15 protein-coding genes and 1 riboswitch are annotated in these 17783 nt (G+C 29.1%); of the genes, 2 read left to right on the top strand and 13 right to left on the bottom strand.

Features of this window, described 5'->3' with window-relative positions:
- Window positions 1–35 precede the first annotated feature (35 nt).
- From mscL to B2P65_RS01065, 11 genes are all read right to left on the bottom strand, one after another.
- On the bottom strand, window positions 36–464 hold the full coding sequence (gene mscL, locus B2P65_RS01115; RefSeq protein ID WP_346847288.1) for a large conductance mechanosensitive channel protein MscL: 429 nt from the start codon (window positions 462–464) through the stop codon (window positions 36–38).
- Entirely contained in the window at window positions 448–693 is a 246-nt protein-coding gene (locus B2P65_RS01110) for a hypothetical protein (protein WP_346847287.1), read from the bottom strand. The genes mscL and B2P65_RS01110 overlap by 17 nt, the downstream gene beginning before the upstream one ends.
- Before the next feature lie 45 nt (window positions 694–738).
- Window positions 739–2502 carry a PAS domain-containing protein gene (locus B2P65_RS01105; RefSeq protein WP_346847286.1) on the bottom strand — a complete coding sequence of 588 codons (1764 nt, stop codon included), beginning with the start codon at window positions 2500–2502 and terminating at the stop codon, window positions 739–741.
- Window positions 2503–2793: 291 nt separating this feature from the next.
- Complete coding sequence (locus tag B2P65_RS01100; RefSeq protein ID WP_346847285.1) at window positions 2794–4182, bottom strand: MATE family efflux transporter; 1389 nt, start codon at window positions 4180–4182, stop codon at window positions 2794–2796.
- Window positions 4183–4658: 476 nt separating this feature from the next.
- Window positions 4659–5165 carry a GNAT family N-acetyltransferase gene (locus B2P65_RS01095; RefSeq protein ID WP_346847284.1) on the bottom strand — a complete coding sequence of 169 codons (507 nt, stop codon included), beginning with the start codon at window positions 5163–5165 and terminating at the stop codon, window positions 4659–4661.
- Window positions 5166–5412: 247 nt separating this feature from the next.
- A complete protein-coding gene (locus B2P65_RS01090; RefSeq protein WP_346847283.1) occupies window positions 5413–6264 on the bottom strand; it encodes a DMT family transporter in 852 nt (283 codons plus the stop codon).
- The gene (locus B2P65_RS01085) at window positions 6251–7570 is read right to left on the bottom strand and encodes an opine metallophore biosynthesis dehydrogenase (protein WP_346847282.1); all 1320 of its coding nucleotides are present in this window, start codon (window positions 7568–7570) and stop codon (window positions 6251–6253) included. The genes B2P65_RS01090 and B2P65_RS01085 overlap by 14 nt, the downstream gene beginning before the upstream one ends.
- Complete coding sequence (locus B2P65_RS01080; protein WP_346847281.1) at window positions 7567–8346, bottom strand: nicotianamine synthase family protein; 780 nt, start codon at window positions 8344–8346, stop codon at window positions 7567–7569. The genes B2P65_RS01085 and B2P65_RS01080 overlap by 4 nt, the downstream gene beginning before the upstream one ends.
- Before the next feature lie 35 nt (window positions 8347–8381).
- A complete protein-coding gene (locus B2P65_RS01075) occupies window positions 8382–9140 on the bottom strand; it encodes an ABC transporter ATP-binding protein (RefSeq protein WP_346847280.1) in 759 nt (252 codons plus the stop codon).
- Window positions 9140–10201 carry an iron ABC transporter permease gene (locus B2P65_RS01070; RefSeq protein WP_346847279.1) on the bottom strand — a complete coding sequence of 354 codons (1062 nt, stop codon included), beginning with the start codon at window positions 10199–10201 and terminating at the stop codon, window positions 9140–9142. Before B2P65_RS01070 ends, B2P65_RS01075 begins: the two co-directional genes overlap by 1 nt.
- 4 nt (window positions 10202–10205) lie before the next feature.
- Window positions 10206–11339 carry an ABC transporter substrate-binding protein gene (locus tag B2P65_RS01065; protein ID WP_346847278.1) on the bottom strand — a complete coding sequence of 378 codons (1134 nt, stop codon included), beginning with the start codon at window positions 11337–11339 and terminating at the stop codon, window positions 10206–10208.
- A 319-nt stretch (window positions 11340–11658) separates the two neighbouring features.
- A riboswitch (cobalamin riboswitch) is annotated at window positions 11659–11844 on the bottom strand.
- A gap of 468 nt (window positions 11845–12312) precedes the next feature.
- Here B2P65_RS01065 and B2P65_RS01060 point away from each other — a divergent pair.
- Complete coding sequence (locus B2P65_RS01060; RefSeq protein ID WP_346877220.1) at window positions 12313–12858, top strand: GNAT family N-acetyltransferase; 546 nt, start codon at window positions 12313–12315, stop codon at window positions 12856–12858.
- Window positions 12859–13077: 219 nt separating this feature from the next.
- Here the strand turns inward: B2P65_RS01060 and B2P65_RS01055 are convergent, their stop codons facing one another.
- The gene (locus B2P65_RS01055) at window positions 13078–14370 is read right to left on the bottom strand and encodes a HAMP domain-containing sensor histidine kinase (protein WP_346878481.1); all 1293 of its coding nucleotides are present in this window, start codon (window positions 14368–14370) and stop codon (window positions 13078–13080) included.
- Window positions 14367–15041 (bottom strand): response regulator transcription factor, encoded by a 675-nt coding sequence (locus tag B2P65_RS01050; protein ID WP_346847275.1) that lies wholly within the window; start codon window positions 15039–15041, stop codon window positions 14367–14369. The genes B2P65_RS01055 and B2P65_RS01050 overlap by 4 nt, the downstream gene beginning before the upstream one ends.
- A gap of 170 nt (window positions 15042–15211) precedes the next feature.
- On the opposite strand from B2P65_RS01050, the gene B2P65_RS01045 reads away from it, so the two are divergent.
- Entirely contained in the window at window positions 15212–17605 is a 2394-nt protein-coding gene (locus B2P65_RS01045; RefSeq protein WP_346879466.1) for an ABC transporter ATP-binding protein/permease, read from the top strand.
- Window positions 17606–17783: the final 178 nt, after the last annotated feature.

The following is a 17783-nucleotide window of genomic DNA, read 5'->3' as shown; positions in this document are numbered from 1 at the left end:
ATATACTATAAAAACTTTATTAAAACTTATACATCTTATAAGTCAGAAGTACAATGAGGGCATTTTGATGCTTCAATTGAGATTTCTGAAATACAGTAAGGACATTTTTTAGTTGTTACAGGTTTTGCTTCTTCTTTGCCTTTAAACCTATCAAGTTGCTTTACCACAATAAATACTACAAATGTCATAATTAAAAAGTCTATAAGTCCAGTTAAAAAAGTTCCATAAGCAACTACTGAGGCTCCAGCTTCCTTTGCAGCAGCTAGAGTTACATATTCTTTTCCATCTAAAGCAATAAACAAATTTGAAAAATCAATTCTACCTACAAAAATACTAATAATAGGCATTATTACTGTCTCAACCAAAGATGTTACAAGCTTAGTAAAAGCTGCACCTATAATCATACCAATTGCTAAGTCAATCATATTACCTTTAATCGCAAATTTTTTAAATTCCTTTAACATACTTTTCCTCCTTAAAATAATAAAAAACTCTACTTGCTATACCTAATAGCCTAAAAGATCTATCATCATAATTACCATAGGATATAACTTGTCCATTATAACATAAATGAACATGTCCAACAGACCCTATTCCATCTAATGTTACATATATAAATACTTCAATGTCAACATCTTTATTACTACTATTTTTTTCATCTATGACAACATCTTTTAAAAGAAGTTCCAGCATAATATAAATTCTATTATACTGAAACTTCTTTGATATTCTTAGTTTTTAATTTCTACTATTAATTTCTTCTGTGATTTTACTTATAATCTCTTCAACCTCAAATCCGCCTCTTTCACTAATCATATCTAATGTAGCTATAGATGCCATAGTCTTAAATAATACTGGATTTTTTAGTTTACTAAACTTAGGTGAAAGGTTTAGTAAGAATTCTTTTAGAAATGGATATTTTTTTACTAAGTCACCTATAACAGTTTCCTTTGTTAATCCATATTGATTTTTTATAACCTCACCACTTACCTCATCCTTTTTACTTTCTTGTTTTTCATTAGTCCAAGATAATAATCTCTGACTTCCCTGTAATCCTCTAATCTTTGTTACATCCTGCATCATCTCAAGTACTCCTCTAAAATTCCCTTCTTCATCTCTTACTGCATTATAGATTATATAAATAAACTTACCACCGATTTCTAACCAAAACTCTGCCTGATCTTGTTCACCCGCTCTAAACGCTCTAATAATTTCTTCTACCATATGAACACTTTCTCTTGGATGGCAATTTTGCACCTTTCTTCCTATAACTCCTGCACTTCTTGGAAATACTCGATGTTTTGTATCACTATAAAACTTTACAATCTCATTTTCATCTACATAGGATAAATCTACTTGAAGATGTTTAAAAATTAAGTTTATCTGCTTAAGTGTTAACTTTCCTTGGCTTACATCTAACACTTCATTATCTTCTTTATTGAATATTCCATGTTTTTGTAAAACCTTTGCCAAATCCTTCAGAAGTTCATTATTAGACGCATTTTCATCTTTTTTAATTTCATCTTCTTTGTAATAAGGTGGTTTCTCAATTAGACAATATCCAATTTCATCATCACCTTTTCTCATCTTAATAAAATCTTCATGGTCAAGAAGATCCATTGAAGTTGGATAAAGTATTTCTTCTTCTTTTATCATCATATCCTCAATCATTTCAATTACTTCATTTTGAATATCTAAAAACTTTTCATGTTCATCCCGATCTAAATACTCTTTAGCTTTTTTAATAATATCTTTTATATTATTCTCTAAGGTCCACATTACTTTAGAAGGTTTATCGAAGCCCTTATCCTCGAGAGCAGGATATAGTTGATTTTGCTTTCTTGAAAAATGTATATTAATTTCTTCTAATTTATCATATATCTCAGCCCATTGATTTTTAATAAACTTTTTATTTAACATATTCTTAGCTTCAATTAAAACATTTCTTATAGCCTTTACTTCCTCTAAATAGGTTCTAATTGGATGACCTAATTTAACGTCTATTTTATTACTTGTAAGTATTCCATCAAAAATTTGCAGAATTTCATCCATTCTCTCTGCTAATTCATCATCAGTTATACCATATTGCTGAAGATATTGCTCACATATAGCAAATTCTTGAGCTGTTACACTTTTAACTGATGTTATCATTTCTTCTTTTGCTAGTTCTAGAGATATTTCTCCTCTTAAATACTTAAGTTTTATTTCCATGATCTTTTTAATTTTATCATGGTCCATTTCTAAATTATCCTCCATTTGAATTTTTTCTATTTTCTCTTTAGGAGTGAAGTAAACATGAAATTCTTCATTACTTAACTTCTCTACATGTTTATCAAAGCCTTTACCATCCATCATTTTATACATAGGAAAAGGTTCGAAATCTTTAATTACATGTATACCTTCATTTGATTTTAACTCCTTAATTGCTTTAGTAATACAATCTTTAAAAGTCTCATGGTCTCCACGTCCATCAATGGTAATGTAGTTAATTTGCTTTTTCATATATTTTCATCCTCCTCATATTTTATATAAAATTTAAATCTATTATTTAAATTTAAAGTTTCTATTTAACATCATATTGTTTTTAATTGATAATGTCTTTCATTTACAATGTATCATTATTTTATTTATAAATCTGTGATTACTATCACAATATTTCTTAATATTATTTAGTTATCTTCAGTATAACAACTGCAATATTGTCAATATCTAAAACTGAATAAAAAAAGATGATTATATCAATTGCACTATTGATATAATCATCTTCTTAAAATCTATTTAATTCATGTACTTTTAATTATGTCCAGCAAAGCCTTTATTTCTCCACTTACCTCTCTTAAAGAAAACTGTAGTTACAATTGCTCCAAGTGTCCAAGAAACAAGTAGTGATATAAATGTAGATTCTGGTCTTCCAGTAGGATAAGCTGCACTACGAGTTAAATATGCAATACCATAAGCAACAGGTACACGTAAAATCACCGTAGTAATTAGAGAAATCCACATAGGTGTCATAGTATCCCCTGCACCTCTCATTACACCTGATAAACTTTGAGTTACTGCCATAGCAATATAACCCACTGCAAGAATACGCATCATATGCATACTTAAGTCAACTAATTCTGCTGTATCAGTGAAAACACCCATAAGGTATTTACCAAAAATTAAAATTAAAATTGTTATAACAGTAGAAACTCCAACAGCGATCATAGTACCATCTTTAGTCCCCTTATCAACTCTATCCATCTTTTTAGCACCAATATTTTGACCAGCATAGGTTGTCATTGCATTACCAAAGGTGAAGTTAGGCATCATAGCAAATCCATCTACACGCATAACAATTACATTACATGCTATAACCATTTCTCCAAAACTATTAGTTAGAGATTGTACAACAATCATTGCAATAGAAAATATGGCTTGAGTAAATCCAGATGGCAATCCAAGTTTTATAAGCTTCATCGAATATTCCTTAGCTGGTACAAGCATCTTAAGATTAAAATCAAAGGTACTATTCATTCTTGCTAACTTAATAATACAAAGAACTGCTGATATACCTTGAGCAATAATAGTTGCCAAAGCAACTCCTGGTACACCCATACCAAGTCCTGCAACAAACCAAAGATCAAGGAACACATTTAAAATTGTAGCAATAAGTAAGAATCCAAGAGCAGATATAGAGTCTCCAAGTCCTCTAAGCACTCCTGCTAAAATATTGTAATAAGCAAAGCCTGCTATACCTACATAATAAATAACAAGATAATCTGCACACCAATCTATTATAGATGCTGGAGTGTTAAGAAAAGATAACAATGGACGAGTAACTAGAGGCCCTATAACCATTATGATTAGAGATGCTATAGCAGTAAGAGATATGCATACCCCAATGGTATGAGAAAGCTTTTCCCTATCCTTTGCTCCAAAATATTGAGCAACCATGATTCCTGCTCCTGTTGCAATTCCAACAAAAAGTACAAGTAAAAGATTTAATATTGGAGATGCACTACCTACAGCAGCCAGTGCATTATCACCTACATACTTACCTACAATAATAGAATCCGCGGTGTTATAAAACTGCTGAGCTATATTACCAATAAGCATTGGTAATGAAAATTCTACAATTCGTTTCCACGGTGTCCCCTCAGTCATGTCTCTGGGAGAAAAAAGTTCTGAAAATTTTACCATACATCTACCTCCTGATTAAATTTAATAAATTAAACTTCAATTTTTCCTTAATTTAGAGCTAACCATAAATGGTTAGCTCTAAATTTCATTCTTTTATAATTTATTTTCATTTTTAAAATTTATATAATAAACAGAGTTCTTAGCTTATTTGAATCTTACCAACAAAATTCTTAATATCGGTATTTTTGATACTTAGAAGTCGTTATCCTTTAGGATAAATCTTTTAAATCCACTGGTCTTTTGAAAATTACTTCGATACTCGAATCAATATTAGTGTATAACAATTCTGAATTATTGTCAATTTTTGTTTTAAATTTAATGTTGTTGTTAAATGATAAAAATTCATTAGTAAAAATTTTATCTACTATAACAATAATTTAATTCTCAACAAAAAAACAACCCTCCCAGTTTATTACCTAAGATGGTTGTCTAAAATTTTTTCTTTATTATTTTATTTACTCTCATATAAAAGATTATTATGCTGCTTTCTTCCAGAATATTTCCTTTGTAATATGATATTCTACTTCTTTTTCAAGTTTTTTTATTTCTCTAAATCCAATTCCCTTTACAAGGTTTTGAGACCGTTTATTATCTTTCTTAATTTTTGCAACAACTTTTTCTGTCCTCATTTCAAAAAATGCAGTTTTTAATGCTTCCATAACCGCATTATGTCCTATACCTTTTCCCCACAGTTCCTTTTCTCCCACAGCTATAACAATTTCAATTGTTTCACCTTTTGGGATAAGTCTTAAAAAGCCTATAGTTCCATATGGATTTTTTATAGTAAAAAATCTACAGTTGTTATTAAATAAATGAGTTAAAATTGGCATATTTACTCTATCTATAACATTAATTAAGTTCTCTCTAGCCTTATTATCTTCATTTAAATACTTTACAATTTCCTCATCACTAAGCCAATCAGCTATCTTTTCTGCATCAGATCTATATACTTCTGGGCTTAGGACTATACTGTTTATTTCCACAAAGTACAACTCCTTAAACCTATTTAATGCTTGCAAACATATGTTAATTTACTAGTAACTATGATTTATAATACTATTAATCTCAATATAAGTAAAAATCTTAATTGCTGATTAACTAAGTTTAACTTGTTTTTATTGTACTTTCCTTTGTTTTCTACAACTTTTCCAATTAGTTTATATTTTCCATTTTTAGCTTTTTAATCCCAGTTAAAGTTATTAAAAGTCTTTTTATTACATTTAATTTCACCTACTCTAAAGATTTTTGTCTGGATAAAACAATAGATGCTCCAATTATAAGAATTCCTCCTAATATAGAGTATACGGATAAAGATTCTCCAAATAATATCAATCCCCAAGTTGCATTAAATAATATTCCTATATACCTTACTACTTCTACAATTACAGCATTAGTATTTCCAAACGCACCTGTTAAAAATATTTGTGCTAATAAGGAAACAACTCCTAAAATAAACAATAAAACAAATTCTCTAACTGTTGGTACTACAAAATTATTTCTCATTAATATAGCCGCTACTATTGTAGATGCAGCTAAAAAATAAAATACAATTTCATAAGAATGATGTTTCTTAGATTTTGCTAATTTTCTAATAGTTATAGAAGCACTTGCTGATAGGATTGCACTTAACAATCCAAATATAGCATAAAAAGAATATGTGGAATATCTAAATGGATTTATTATAAGGCTTGCCCCAAATAAAATAATTATAATAAATATCCAAGCATTCTTTGGTAGTCTTTCCTTCAAAAACATTGCAGAAAATATCATTACAAAAACACCTGATAAATGTGCTAATATAGAAGCATCTCCTAACTTCATTGTAGAAATTGCAAAGAAGTATGTTACCATGTAAAGTCCTCCTAGAAGCCCTCTCATTAATAAAAGTGGTTTTCCTTCTTTAGAAAACTTTACATTAGTTCCCTTCATTAATATCAATATTAAAATCACACCAATTATGCCTCTAAAAAAAGCTATTTCATTAGAGGGTATTCTATTACTAACTAACTTTACTAAAACATTCATTATACTAAACGTAAATGAAGATAGTATTGCCAATATTACACCTTTATCTACTCTCATTTAATCGCTCCTTAATTATAATTTTTGCATTGTTTATGCTATGATCTTCAAATACACTATTATTTATATTATTCTCACCCTTATCTTCAATAAATTTATTTAAGTAAATATCAAATAAGTCTAATAAATATTTTGCATTTTCCATGTCTATATTTAATTTTTTTCCTATAGCATATAAAAGCTTGATCTTTTTATAATCTTCAAATGGCATTCTTGGTATATTCCATTTTCCCCTATTATCTTTATAAATTTTTGGATAAGGAATCCTTGAAAACTCAAAGTATCTTCCATTTTTATCTGGTATGGAAAACGGATCAATTAATATTGAGGAATATCTAACATAAAGTAAATATTCTTGTTTTATGGTATCATATTCCATATATTTATCTATATTTTCTCTTGATATAGATTCTTCTAAAACTGGATAATTATCATCGTTTAAAAACTTAAGTATATTAATAGGTTTAATCCTGAGTTTCATATACACTTGACATATTTCTTTCCATAAAGAACGCATAATAGATATAGTATTCATTGTTATAGGTCCTTCTGGATATAGCTTGTATACATATTTATTTGTTTTATCATAATCAAATACTTGATTTAAACTAATATCATTAATTAAAAAAGCTGGATGTACAAACATAGTTATGTTTCTGCTTTCAACTTCTAATGGATCATTTAATATTTCTGAAATAACTCCAATATCTTTTAGAAAACTTTTTAGAACTTGTACTTTATAGCTATATTCTAATGATGAACCTATATATATCTTTTTTTTCAAAGCTTTTGTTGTTACTTCTATTAATGATTTTGATGATGAATACTTAGTTGCACCGAAATAATTAGACAAAGAAATTATCTCTAATTCCCTTATCTCTCTATTTAAGTAATTAGAAACTATTATACTAGACCCAAACTCTGGTGATACTAAAATAATCGTTTTTACTCTAGTAAGCCTTAGTAAATCTACTTTTTTTAATATGTCCATATAGCAATCACATGGAACACACAATACCATAGTATCCCAGATATCATCTATATTAGCATGTCCTATATATAATTTTTTTAATTTATAGCTTCCTTCTACTTTAAATAATTCTCTTTTTGATGCGTTCCCCATTATTGTAAAATCATTATTTTTTAATTGTTGTAAAAAAGATATAGTTTTATCACTTTCTCTAGCAACCATACCTATTTCACCCAAAAACCCTTTAGATAAATTAATTGTCATATTCATTGCTACAGGTCCTGAACCTACTATTAATATGTTTCCCAAATTATTATATATATCTTTAATCATCATACAGATTTCTCCAAAACTATACTTTCATAAATATATTTACTGTCTTTTATTATTGTTTTTTGACAATGTTTCAATATCTTTGTATCCAAAGGGTAATTAAATATACTTTTTAACTCATTTCCATACCTTAAAATAACCTTTGTATCTCCATTGATATTTTCTAATAAAAATTTTGCAATATCTAATTTTTCTTCAACTAAAGAAGCTATAATAATATGAGTAAAGTTGTTTAAATCAAATTTACTTACATCTTGGGATGAAAAGAATATATTTTTGATCCCATACTTATCTGATAATCTTTGAGACAAATCAAGTGCTTCTTTATCAATATCTAAACATGTCACTTCACAATCAACTTCATTTTTTATAGTAAAAGCTGTTATAGGCATAGCTCCAGAGCCAATAAATAGAATCCTTGATTTGGTATTTATTTCAAACTCCAGTATTTCATTTTGCACAGCAAGATTTAATTCATCAGAATACTTGAATGAATCCACACTACCGCTTAATATGCTATGAGCTTGAAACTTTTCAACCCATCCTAAGGCATTTGAAGTAGAGTTTCTAAGTTCTCTAACTAGAGAATCATACGTTTCTTCTGATAAATATTTCTTCCATTTTAAATTATTTGAATTATCTAGTATAAAATCACATACGTAATCAAGTTTATCTTTTAAGACTGAAAAACATTCATTATGCTCTTTGCATAAGTTCATAATTTCTTTAATATCTATGTTTAACAACTTTAAATTTAATAAAAATTTATGTTTATTCATACCCTCTCACCTCAAAACTTTATTTTTACTATTATTTAACTACATGTAATAGGGGTAACTGTAAAATAACCTTTCTTCGTGCAGCAAACTTCTACATCTACCTTATAAACCTCTTTCAATAATGATGGTTGTAATACTTCCTCTGGTTTTCCTTCCTTCATCACATATCCTTTGTTAAATAATACTATTTTGTCACTATATCTAGTTGACAAAGCTAAGTCATGAATTACAACTATAGTAATAGCATTATTTTCTGTAGTATACTCTCTTGCTAGATCTAAAACTTGTAGCTGATGTCTTATATCTAATGCGCTGGTTGGTTCATCTAATAGTAGTATTTTGGGCTTTGAAACTAAGGTTTGTGCCATAATCACTAATTGTTTTTCTCCTCCACTTAAACTAGAAAATTTATTATAACTTAGATGACTTAAATTTATTTTTTTCAATATTTTATTTGTTTCTTCTAGTTTATCCTTAGAAATTTTCCACTTTAAATCCTTCATATGTCCAAGCAATACCATTTCAAATACAGTTAAACCAGAACTACTATTACTCATTTGCGGCACATAGCCCACTTTTTCCATGGATATTTTCTCCTTATTATTTTCATTCATATATATATGACCTCCATAGTTAACCATATTAGATATAGCTTTTATAAAGGTTGTCTTTCCTGTACCATTAGGACCAATAATTGAAGTTATTTCACCTTGGTTAAAAGTAGAAGTAATATCTCTTAATACCTCTTTATTTTTATATTTAACTGAAACCTTATCTACTGTAATAAAACTCATTACTCTGCCCCCTTAGATAGTAATAAAAAAAGTAAAAAAGGTACTCCAACAATAGATGTAACAATGCCTATAGGTATTAATGCACCTGGTTTTATTACTTTAGATATTATAGAAGCTACAACCATGATTAATGCTCCAAATATAGCTGAAACGGGAGATAAATATCTTTGATCTTCTCCAACGGATAACCTTGCAAAATGCGGAGAAATTAATCCTATAAATCCAATAGGACCTATAAATGAAACAGCTCCTGTAGTTAACAAAGTTGATATTAAAAATACCCTTAACTTTAATTTGTCTACATTTATTCCAAGACTTCTTGCTCTTTCTTCTCCGGCAGATAGGGCTGTTATTTTCCATACTATAGTTGTAGTTAGTAAGAAACATAAAAGAAAAATACTTGCAGTAATAAATACCCCAATCCAGGTAGATTTTAATAAACTTCCAAACATCCAGAATACAATTTGTTGTGATACTTCTGGTGCTGCCATATACTGAACTAAAGATTGTAGTGCCTGAAATAGAAAATGAATAACAATACCTGTTAACACCATTGTTATAGACTTCATACCCTTACTTTTACCTATAAAATATATACATAAACTAGATATAAATGAAAAAGCAAATGCCATTAAAGGTATAGAAATCCATCCTATGTTTCCAATAGTAATTCCTGTGACAATAGCAAGAGAAGCCCCAAAGCCAGCTGCTGATGAAATACCTAAAGTATATGGACTAGCTAATGGATTACTAAGTATAGTTTGCATATGAGATCCTGCTAATCCCAATGAAGCTCCCACAAATATACATGTTAATGTCATTGGAAGTCTTATAGACCACATAACAGCTGAATTTATATTTTCTTTAGTAGGTCCTTGTATTAAAGTCCGTATTACCTCTGATAAAGACATCCCAGAGGGTCCAACAATTAAATCTAAAATAGAAAATACAAGTAATGCTATAATTGTAATAGCAAATAAAATAAATCTTTTTTTATTTATGTTCTTATATACATCCTCTCCCTCATTTAAATCCTCCAATACTTTTATTTTATTAGTCATTTGACTATTCCCCCTTTATCATAAAAGTACCTGCTGGTTTTACTGGTAAATATTTTTCATAAAATTCATTTAGATTTTTCATTGGATCTACATCTTTAAACTTTTCCGGATGAATTGCCTTTGCAGCATATTGAAGATATACATAATCATAAAGAGTTCTAAGTCCGCTATGATCAAAACCATATACTTCTTTATTTTTTACCGCATTTAGATTGTTCCAACCTGGTCTTTTTAAATACATATTCATTGTTTCTACAGCTCTATCCTCATTTACATTGAATCCCATCTCAAATCTTTGTTTTCCCTTATCTTGAGAATTAGTTTGTCCTGAGAACATTATAATATCAGGATTGCTGGAGATAACGTATTCAGGATTTAGTGGACCATATTCTTCAACTTTCTCTTCAGCAATATTTTTACATTTTGCAGTTTTAAGTATATTTCCCCATAAAGAGTTTCCATAAGAATTTCCATAGGTATCTGGACCTTGACTTGCAAGTTCAAAATAAACAGATTTAAGCTTATCTTCTGGTATATCTTTTACTCTATCTTCAACATTTTTTATATGACTTTTATAATTTTCAACAAGTTCCTTTGCTCTTTCTTCTTTTCCTAATAATTTTCCAAGTATTTCTGTACTTTTTACATGCTTATCTAAAGTAAAAGAATTGTAGTCAACTACTGCTACAGGAATCCCTAGACTTTTTATAGTATTAATCCCATCCCCTATTTTTTTTGCCTGATAAGGTGCAAGAATTACTAAATCTGGTTTTGCCTCAATTAGTTTCTCCATACTGAAACTATCTAAGTAAATAGATCCTGTATCAATACACCCTTCTAAATTAGGAATTATTTCTGCATACTTACTCCACATTGCATTCATTAAATCCTTTGTTTCTCCTTTTGACATAGCAACAATTCTATCTAGTTTAAAATCCCCAGACACTGCAAGATAATTTTCTATATAAAATCCTAAAAATATTTTTTCTGCTGGCCTATTTAAAGTAACTACATCACCATTTATGTCTTCTACTTCTATAACAGTACTTTCTTCTGAGTTTTTTTCCTTTTCCTGTGAGCATCCTGTTAGCCCTACTATCATTATTAAAGATACCATTATACTAACTAGTTTTTTCATAAAAAATCACTCCTCTTACTTTCTATAATACAATTTGGTTTTCATATAAGAATGTTTAGCCACCTCCCTCTTTACTTCTATTATGATTTATTAACCTGTTAATGATAATGAATATCAATTTCATAAAAACATAGTATCATATTTGAAATTCATTATCAATACAAAATTGGTAAAAAATATAAAAATATAAATAGTGAAAATAAAAAAAGTCCTATTTCTAGGACTTTAAGCACACATATACACAGAATAAAAAATGTATACTAAAATATACATTTGATATCTATTAATAATCTTTGCCGCTTTAATTTCCCACCGAAATTGCAAACTTTATTTTATGGTAGGTCTCCTGACTTATAGCTTCAAACCTAATTCTCCTTGCCTTCCCATGAATTATTTTCATAGTGACTTTTAAAGAGTTTCGTAGCTATTACAGTAGCGGGGGCTGTTGAGGATTCTAACCTCATTCCCTGTTATTGCGTATGCAACCATAAAACACAATATGTAATTTTATATCTATATAATACATATACTTATATATTTTGTCAAATAATTCGAATTATTTGTTTTCATAATAACTCAAACTTCACAGCACAAAAAGTATTTCAACCATTGCACTATCAATATCGAAGTAATTTAATAAGCATAATTATTGCAAAATTAAGCTACTTTTTTAACTGCTTATAGCAATTTGATTTTTAATGAGACTACATAACTTTAAATTGCTTCATATAGTTTAAAATGAATTTTATTAAATCATTTTTTTTGGGTTATTTTGTGGTAAACTGTTCATAAGATAATTCATCCAAAAATTTAATATATTGTATTTTGGGTATTTACATCATATCATTTTCCAGAGGAATTCTCTGCAAATTTGAGCACAAAACCTTTGATAAATCAATGGGTTAAGCTATATTTACATGTGCGAGGTTTGAGTAATTAATTATAAATAATGAATGAAATGGAGTATAAAAAAATGATTTGTAAAGTTGAAACTGAGAGATTAATAATTCGTAACTTTACTCCTGAGGACTGGAGAGATTTACATGAGTATTTTTCTGATGAGCAAGTATTAAAATTTGAACCCTACAAGCCTTTCTCCGAGGAAGATTGTAAAGAAGAAGCACTATCCAGGTCAAAGGGTGATACATTTTTGGCTGTCTCCTTGAAGAGTACAGGAAAAGTAATTGGCAATTTATATTTTAGTAAAGAGGATTTTATGACTTGGGAACTTGGATATATATTTAACTCCAAATATCATAGAAAAGGGTACGCTACTGAAAGTGTAAAAGCTATTATGAAATATGCCTTTGAGAATCTAGGTACAAGACGTATAATTGCTAATTGTGATCCCCGAAACATATCTTCTTGGAAACTGCTTGAAGCTGTAAATATGAGAAGAGAAGGACACCGTCTCCAAAATATCTATTTCTTTGAGGATGAAAATGGTAATCCTCTCTGGAAAGACACCTATGAATATGGGATGCTTGTAGATGAATGGAAGACCATAAATATGAAGTAAAGTGTCATTACCAACTTTATTTCACAGGTGCAGTAAAGTCTAAAGTAAAGGAGCTGTCACACTAAAAAATTAGTGCGACAGCTCCTTATATCTTTATATAGTTCAATAAAGGTATAAAATTTTTATTGCAACTACAACTCTTTTCTTTCCTCACTTTTCATATCTACTCTTCGCAAAATTTTAAATCTCTAAATGGGAATATCCTATTTATTAAGAATATTATTTTTTAGGTAGTCCTATTGTGAAAGTCGTACCATAATAAAGCTTACTCCTAACCTTTATTTCACCATCACATAATTCAATTATTCGTTTTACAAGTGATAATCCTAATCCATTTCCCTTGCTTAAATGGGATTTATCACCTTGATAGAACTTATCAAAAATATGTCTTTGAGTTTCTTCATTCATTCCAACACCATTATCTGAAACCTTAATAACTATTTTATCCTTCAAATCCATTAATTTGATACCAATAGTTCCACCCTTCTCCGTAAACTTAATAGCATTTCCTATTATATTTAGCCATACCTGCTGCAATAAATCCTCATTTCCTATAATACTGACTTTATCTAGGTCTATATCTAAGTCAATTCCCTTTTCACTCCACTCTGGTTCCATTATAAGAATTGCACACCTAATCTGTTCATCTAATGCAAACTCTGCTTTTCCAGTAATAACCTCTTGATTTTCAAGCTTTGAAAGCTTTAATATATTTGAAGTTAGCTTAGAAAGCCTTGATGACTCACTAATAATAATATCTGTAAATTCACTTCTCTCATCATCATCTAAGTTTTTATCTTGAATTAACTTTGCAAAGCCTTGTATAGATGCAATGGGTGTTTTTATCTCGTGGGAAACGTTACTAACAAAATCATTTCTTAAGGTCTCTATACTACTAAGCTCATGAACCATCTTGTTAAAATTTTTTGCTAATAATGAAAATTCATAATCCTTAGGAATACCTATTTTAACACTAAAGTTTCCCTTTGCTACCTCTTCAGTAGCTTTACTTAAAGTTCTTATTGGCCTTAAGATTCGCTTTGATGCTATACCTGATATTATGGTAGCTATTACAGTAGATATAATTAAGGATGTGATAGTTAGAAAAAATGCACGTATATGCACACTTTTTTCATTAAATGAATTAGATATTTTTATATACCTATCATCTACCTTTAATATAGTATTAATAATAGGAAGTCTTTTGGTTTTAATCTGTAGAAATTCTCTCTCATGAAGCGTATCAGCAGTTCCAGCATACTCATGCAAATCATTGATAAGTATTACTTCATATCTATCATTATTACTTAACTCTATAATTTTATTTAAAGTAAAATCTGTATTATCATATAGTTCTATTATAGTATCTACTACTTTCCTTTGGGCATTTTTTGATTCTTTCTCTATATTTCCACTAAACATTAATGCAGATATTATAAGGGAACAAATTCCTGATACAATCATCATCAATAGAAGAATTACAACAAACTTAACTCTTAGATTTTTTCTCATATCTTCTTAACCGCCTTATATCCAAGACCACGTACTGTAACAATCTCAAATTCTGTACAACTATCATATCTTTCTCTCAATCTTTTTATATGAACATCTACAGTACGCTCATCCACTTCATTATCCATACCCCATATTTCATCTAATAACTGTCTTCGTGTAAATATGACGTTAGGATAAGATAATAATTTAAATAATAAATAAAATTCTTTTTTAGGAAGGGTAGCACTGTCTCCATGTCGACTTACAGATATTGAATCATAATCTAAAATAATATCACCTATAGATAGTCTATGTTCATTAGATATCTTAGCTCTTCTAAGAAGTGCTCCAACTCTTAATATCATTTCATTTATATCAATAGGTTTTACCATATAATCGTCTACGCCAACATTAAATCCTTTTCTCTTATCTTCGAACATTTCCTTAGCTGTAACCATAAGTATTGGCATATTATATCCTGAGTCTCTCAAAGCTTTCACTAAATTGTAACCATCTAACTTAGGCATCATTATATCAGATATTACTAAATCAATATGCTCTTTATCCATAATATCAAGAGCTATTTCTCCATTCTCTGCCATTAATGAGTTATATCCATTTTGTTTTAAGGTTGCAGATATAAGTTTTCTTAAATTCTTATCATCCTCTACAACAAGTATATTAAACAATATTATCACCTCAATTTATTATGTTACTTTATATAATAATTATTTTATGTTAATTAAATATGAACTTTACAAATAAAAAAGAAATAAAAATATACTTTTAGACCATAATTCATATTAGGTTCATATTACGATTCTACAATTAGAAAAGTTAATCGTAAAGGAGGAGCATAATGTTACAATTAAAAAACATATTTAAAAGTTATACTACAGGCGAATTTACTCAAGTTGCATTAGATGGAATAAGCCTAAAATTTAGAAAATCTGAATTTGTTGCAATTCTTGGACCGAGTGGCTCTGGAAAAACAACATGTTTAAATGTTATAGGTGGTCTTGACCAATATGATGAAGGTGATTTAATTATCAATGGTAAATCTACAAAAAATTTTAAAGACTCAGATTGGGATGCCTATAGAAATAATAGTGTTGGATTTATTTTTCAAAGTTACAACCTAATTTCTCACTTAAGTATAGTAGATAATGTAGAAATGGGAATGACCCTTAGTGGAGTTTCAAATACAGAGAAGCACAAGAAAGCTCTTGAGGTGTTAGAAAAGGTTGGCCTAAAGGACCATGTTCACAAAAAACCAAACCAACTATCAGGAGGACAAATGCAAAGAGTTGCTATAGCTCGAGCTCTAGCTAATGACCCTGATATAATTTTAGCAGATGAACCTACTGGGGCTTTGGACACTCATACAAGTATTCAGATTATGGAGCTTATTAAAGAAATTTCAAAGGATAAACTTGTTGTTATGGTAACTCATAATCCAGAGTTAGCTAATGAATATGCTGATAGAATTGTTGAATTTAGAGATGGTGAGATAAAATCTGATAGCAATCCATTTTATGATGACTTAGATACTGCTGATTATAAACTTAAGAAAACAAGTATGAGTTTCTTTACTGCTTTAAAACTATCTGGCAAAAACATATCTACAAAGAAATGGAGAACAGCACTTACTGCTTTTGCCTCAAGTATAGGTATAATTGGTATTGCCTTAATACTTTCATTATCAAATGGATTCGATAAACAAATTGGAGAATTTGAAAATAGTACATTATCTGGTTTTCCAATAATGATTAATCAAAAAACCGCCGAAGTTGATATGGATGCAATGAGAGAGCAACACAAAGAAGCAGTGAGTAATTCCGTAAATGAAAATCAATTTCCAGATGTAGATTACATTTATCCTTATGACCCTAGTAAAAATAGTATTGAACACACAAATGTATTTACTGATGAATACATAGAGTATATTGAAAATATTGATTCATCTCTGCTTTCTGGAATGTCCTATACAAGACTTGTTAATATGAATCTTTTGAAATCTGATGGCAAAACTGCAACTCCAGTAAATACATCCCTAATTAACTTTTCATCATATCCCAATAGTCTAAATTTAGATACTAAAGGATACCTTGAAAGCAATTATGATTTATTAGCTGGGTCATATCCTAAAGAAAAAACGGATCTTGTTCTTATTGTCGATAGCTATAACAGACTTGACAACTCTATGCTAGAAGCTTTAGGTATAGATTCTGAATCAGATACTGTAAGTTTTAATGATATTATAAACAAGGAATTTAAATTAGCTTTAAATGATGATTACTACAAACAGATGGGCAATATATTTACAATAAACGGTACTCCAGACAATCTTATAGATATTTATAATAATGATAATGCTATTACTCTTAAAATTGCTGGTATAGTTCGTTCTAGCAAAAATTCAAAGCTAGAAATTCTTTCACCAGGACTTTCATATTCAGATGAATTATCACAATATTTTATTGATAATGCTAAAAACTCTGAAATTGTTAAAGTACAGCAAGATTCTAACTATAATGTATTAACTGGAAAGCCTTTTGGAGGTGCCACAGCTGGAACTAGTATGCCTACTAATCCAATGGCTGCAATGTCACCAATGGGAGGAGCTAGTAGTAGTACTACTCCTAATGTTACTAAAGATGACGTACTTTCTCAATTAGGTGCTACTTCTACACCATTTGCTATTACCCTTTACCCTAAAGATTTTACTACCAAGGATAGGGTACTTAATTACTTAAATTCATGGAATGATGGAAATGCTGTTGAAGACTCTATAATATATACAGATTTAGCAGCTACATTCACAAAATTATCTGGTGGTATTATGGATTCAATAACCCTTGTTTTAATTGCCTTTGCCGCAATATCACTTGTTGTATCCCTTATTATGATTGGGATAATAACATACATTTCTGTATTAGAAAGAACAAAGGAAATTGGTGTATTGAGAGCATTAGGTGCAAGAAAGAAAGATATAACCCGTGTATTCAATGCTGAAACATTCATAATAGGTTCTTGTTCAGGATTACTTGGAATATTAATATCATACTTATTAACATTTCCAATAAATAGTGTTCTTAAGAATTTAACAGACCTTGAAGGTGTAGCAAAACTTAATCCAGTTCATGCTATAATACTTATAATTATAAGTGTTTCTTTAACATTGCTGGGTGGTGCTATTCCAGCAAAAATGGCTGCAAGAAAAAATCCTGTAGAATCATTACGTACAGAATAATATATAAATTTAATGTTACATACTCCTTATTTTAAAGAGTATGTGACATTTTTATTTCCTATAGTTATCTAGAAATTAATAATTAAATTTTATATTAAACACTATCTTAAATTCTCAGATTTACTAAATTTCAACTCCTTGTACACCCCTTATATCCGTACAACATATATTAACAGTA

It is taken from the genome of Clostridium sp. UBA3061, assembly GCF_002367465.1.
GTDB classification, from domain to species: domain Bacteria; phylum Bacillota; class Clostridia; order Clostridiales; family Clostridiaceae; genus Clostridium_J; species Clostridium_J sulfidigenes.
This window is presented reverse-complemented; position numbering and strand designations above follow the sequence as displayed.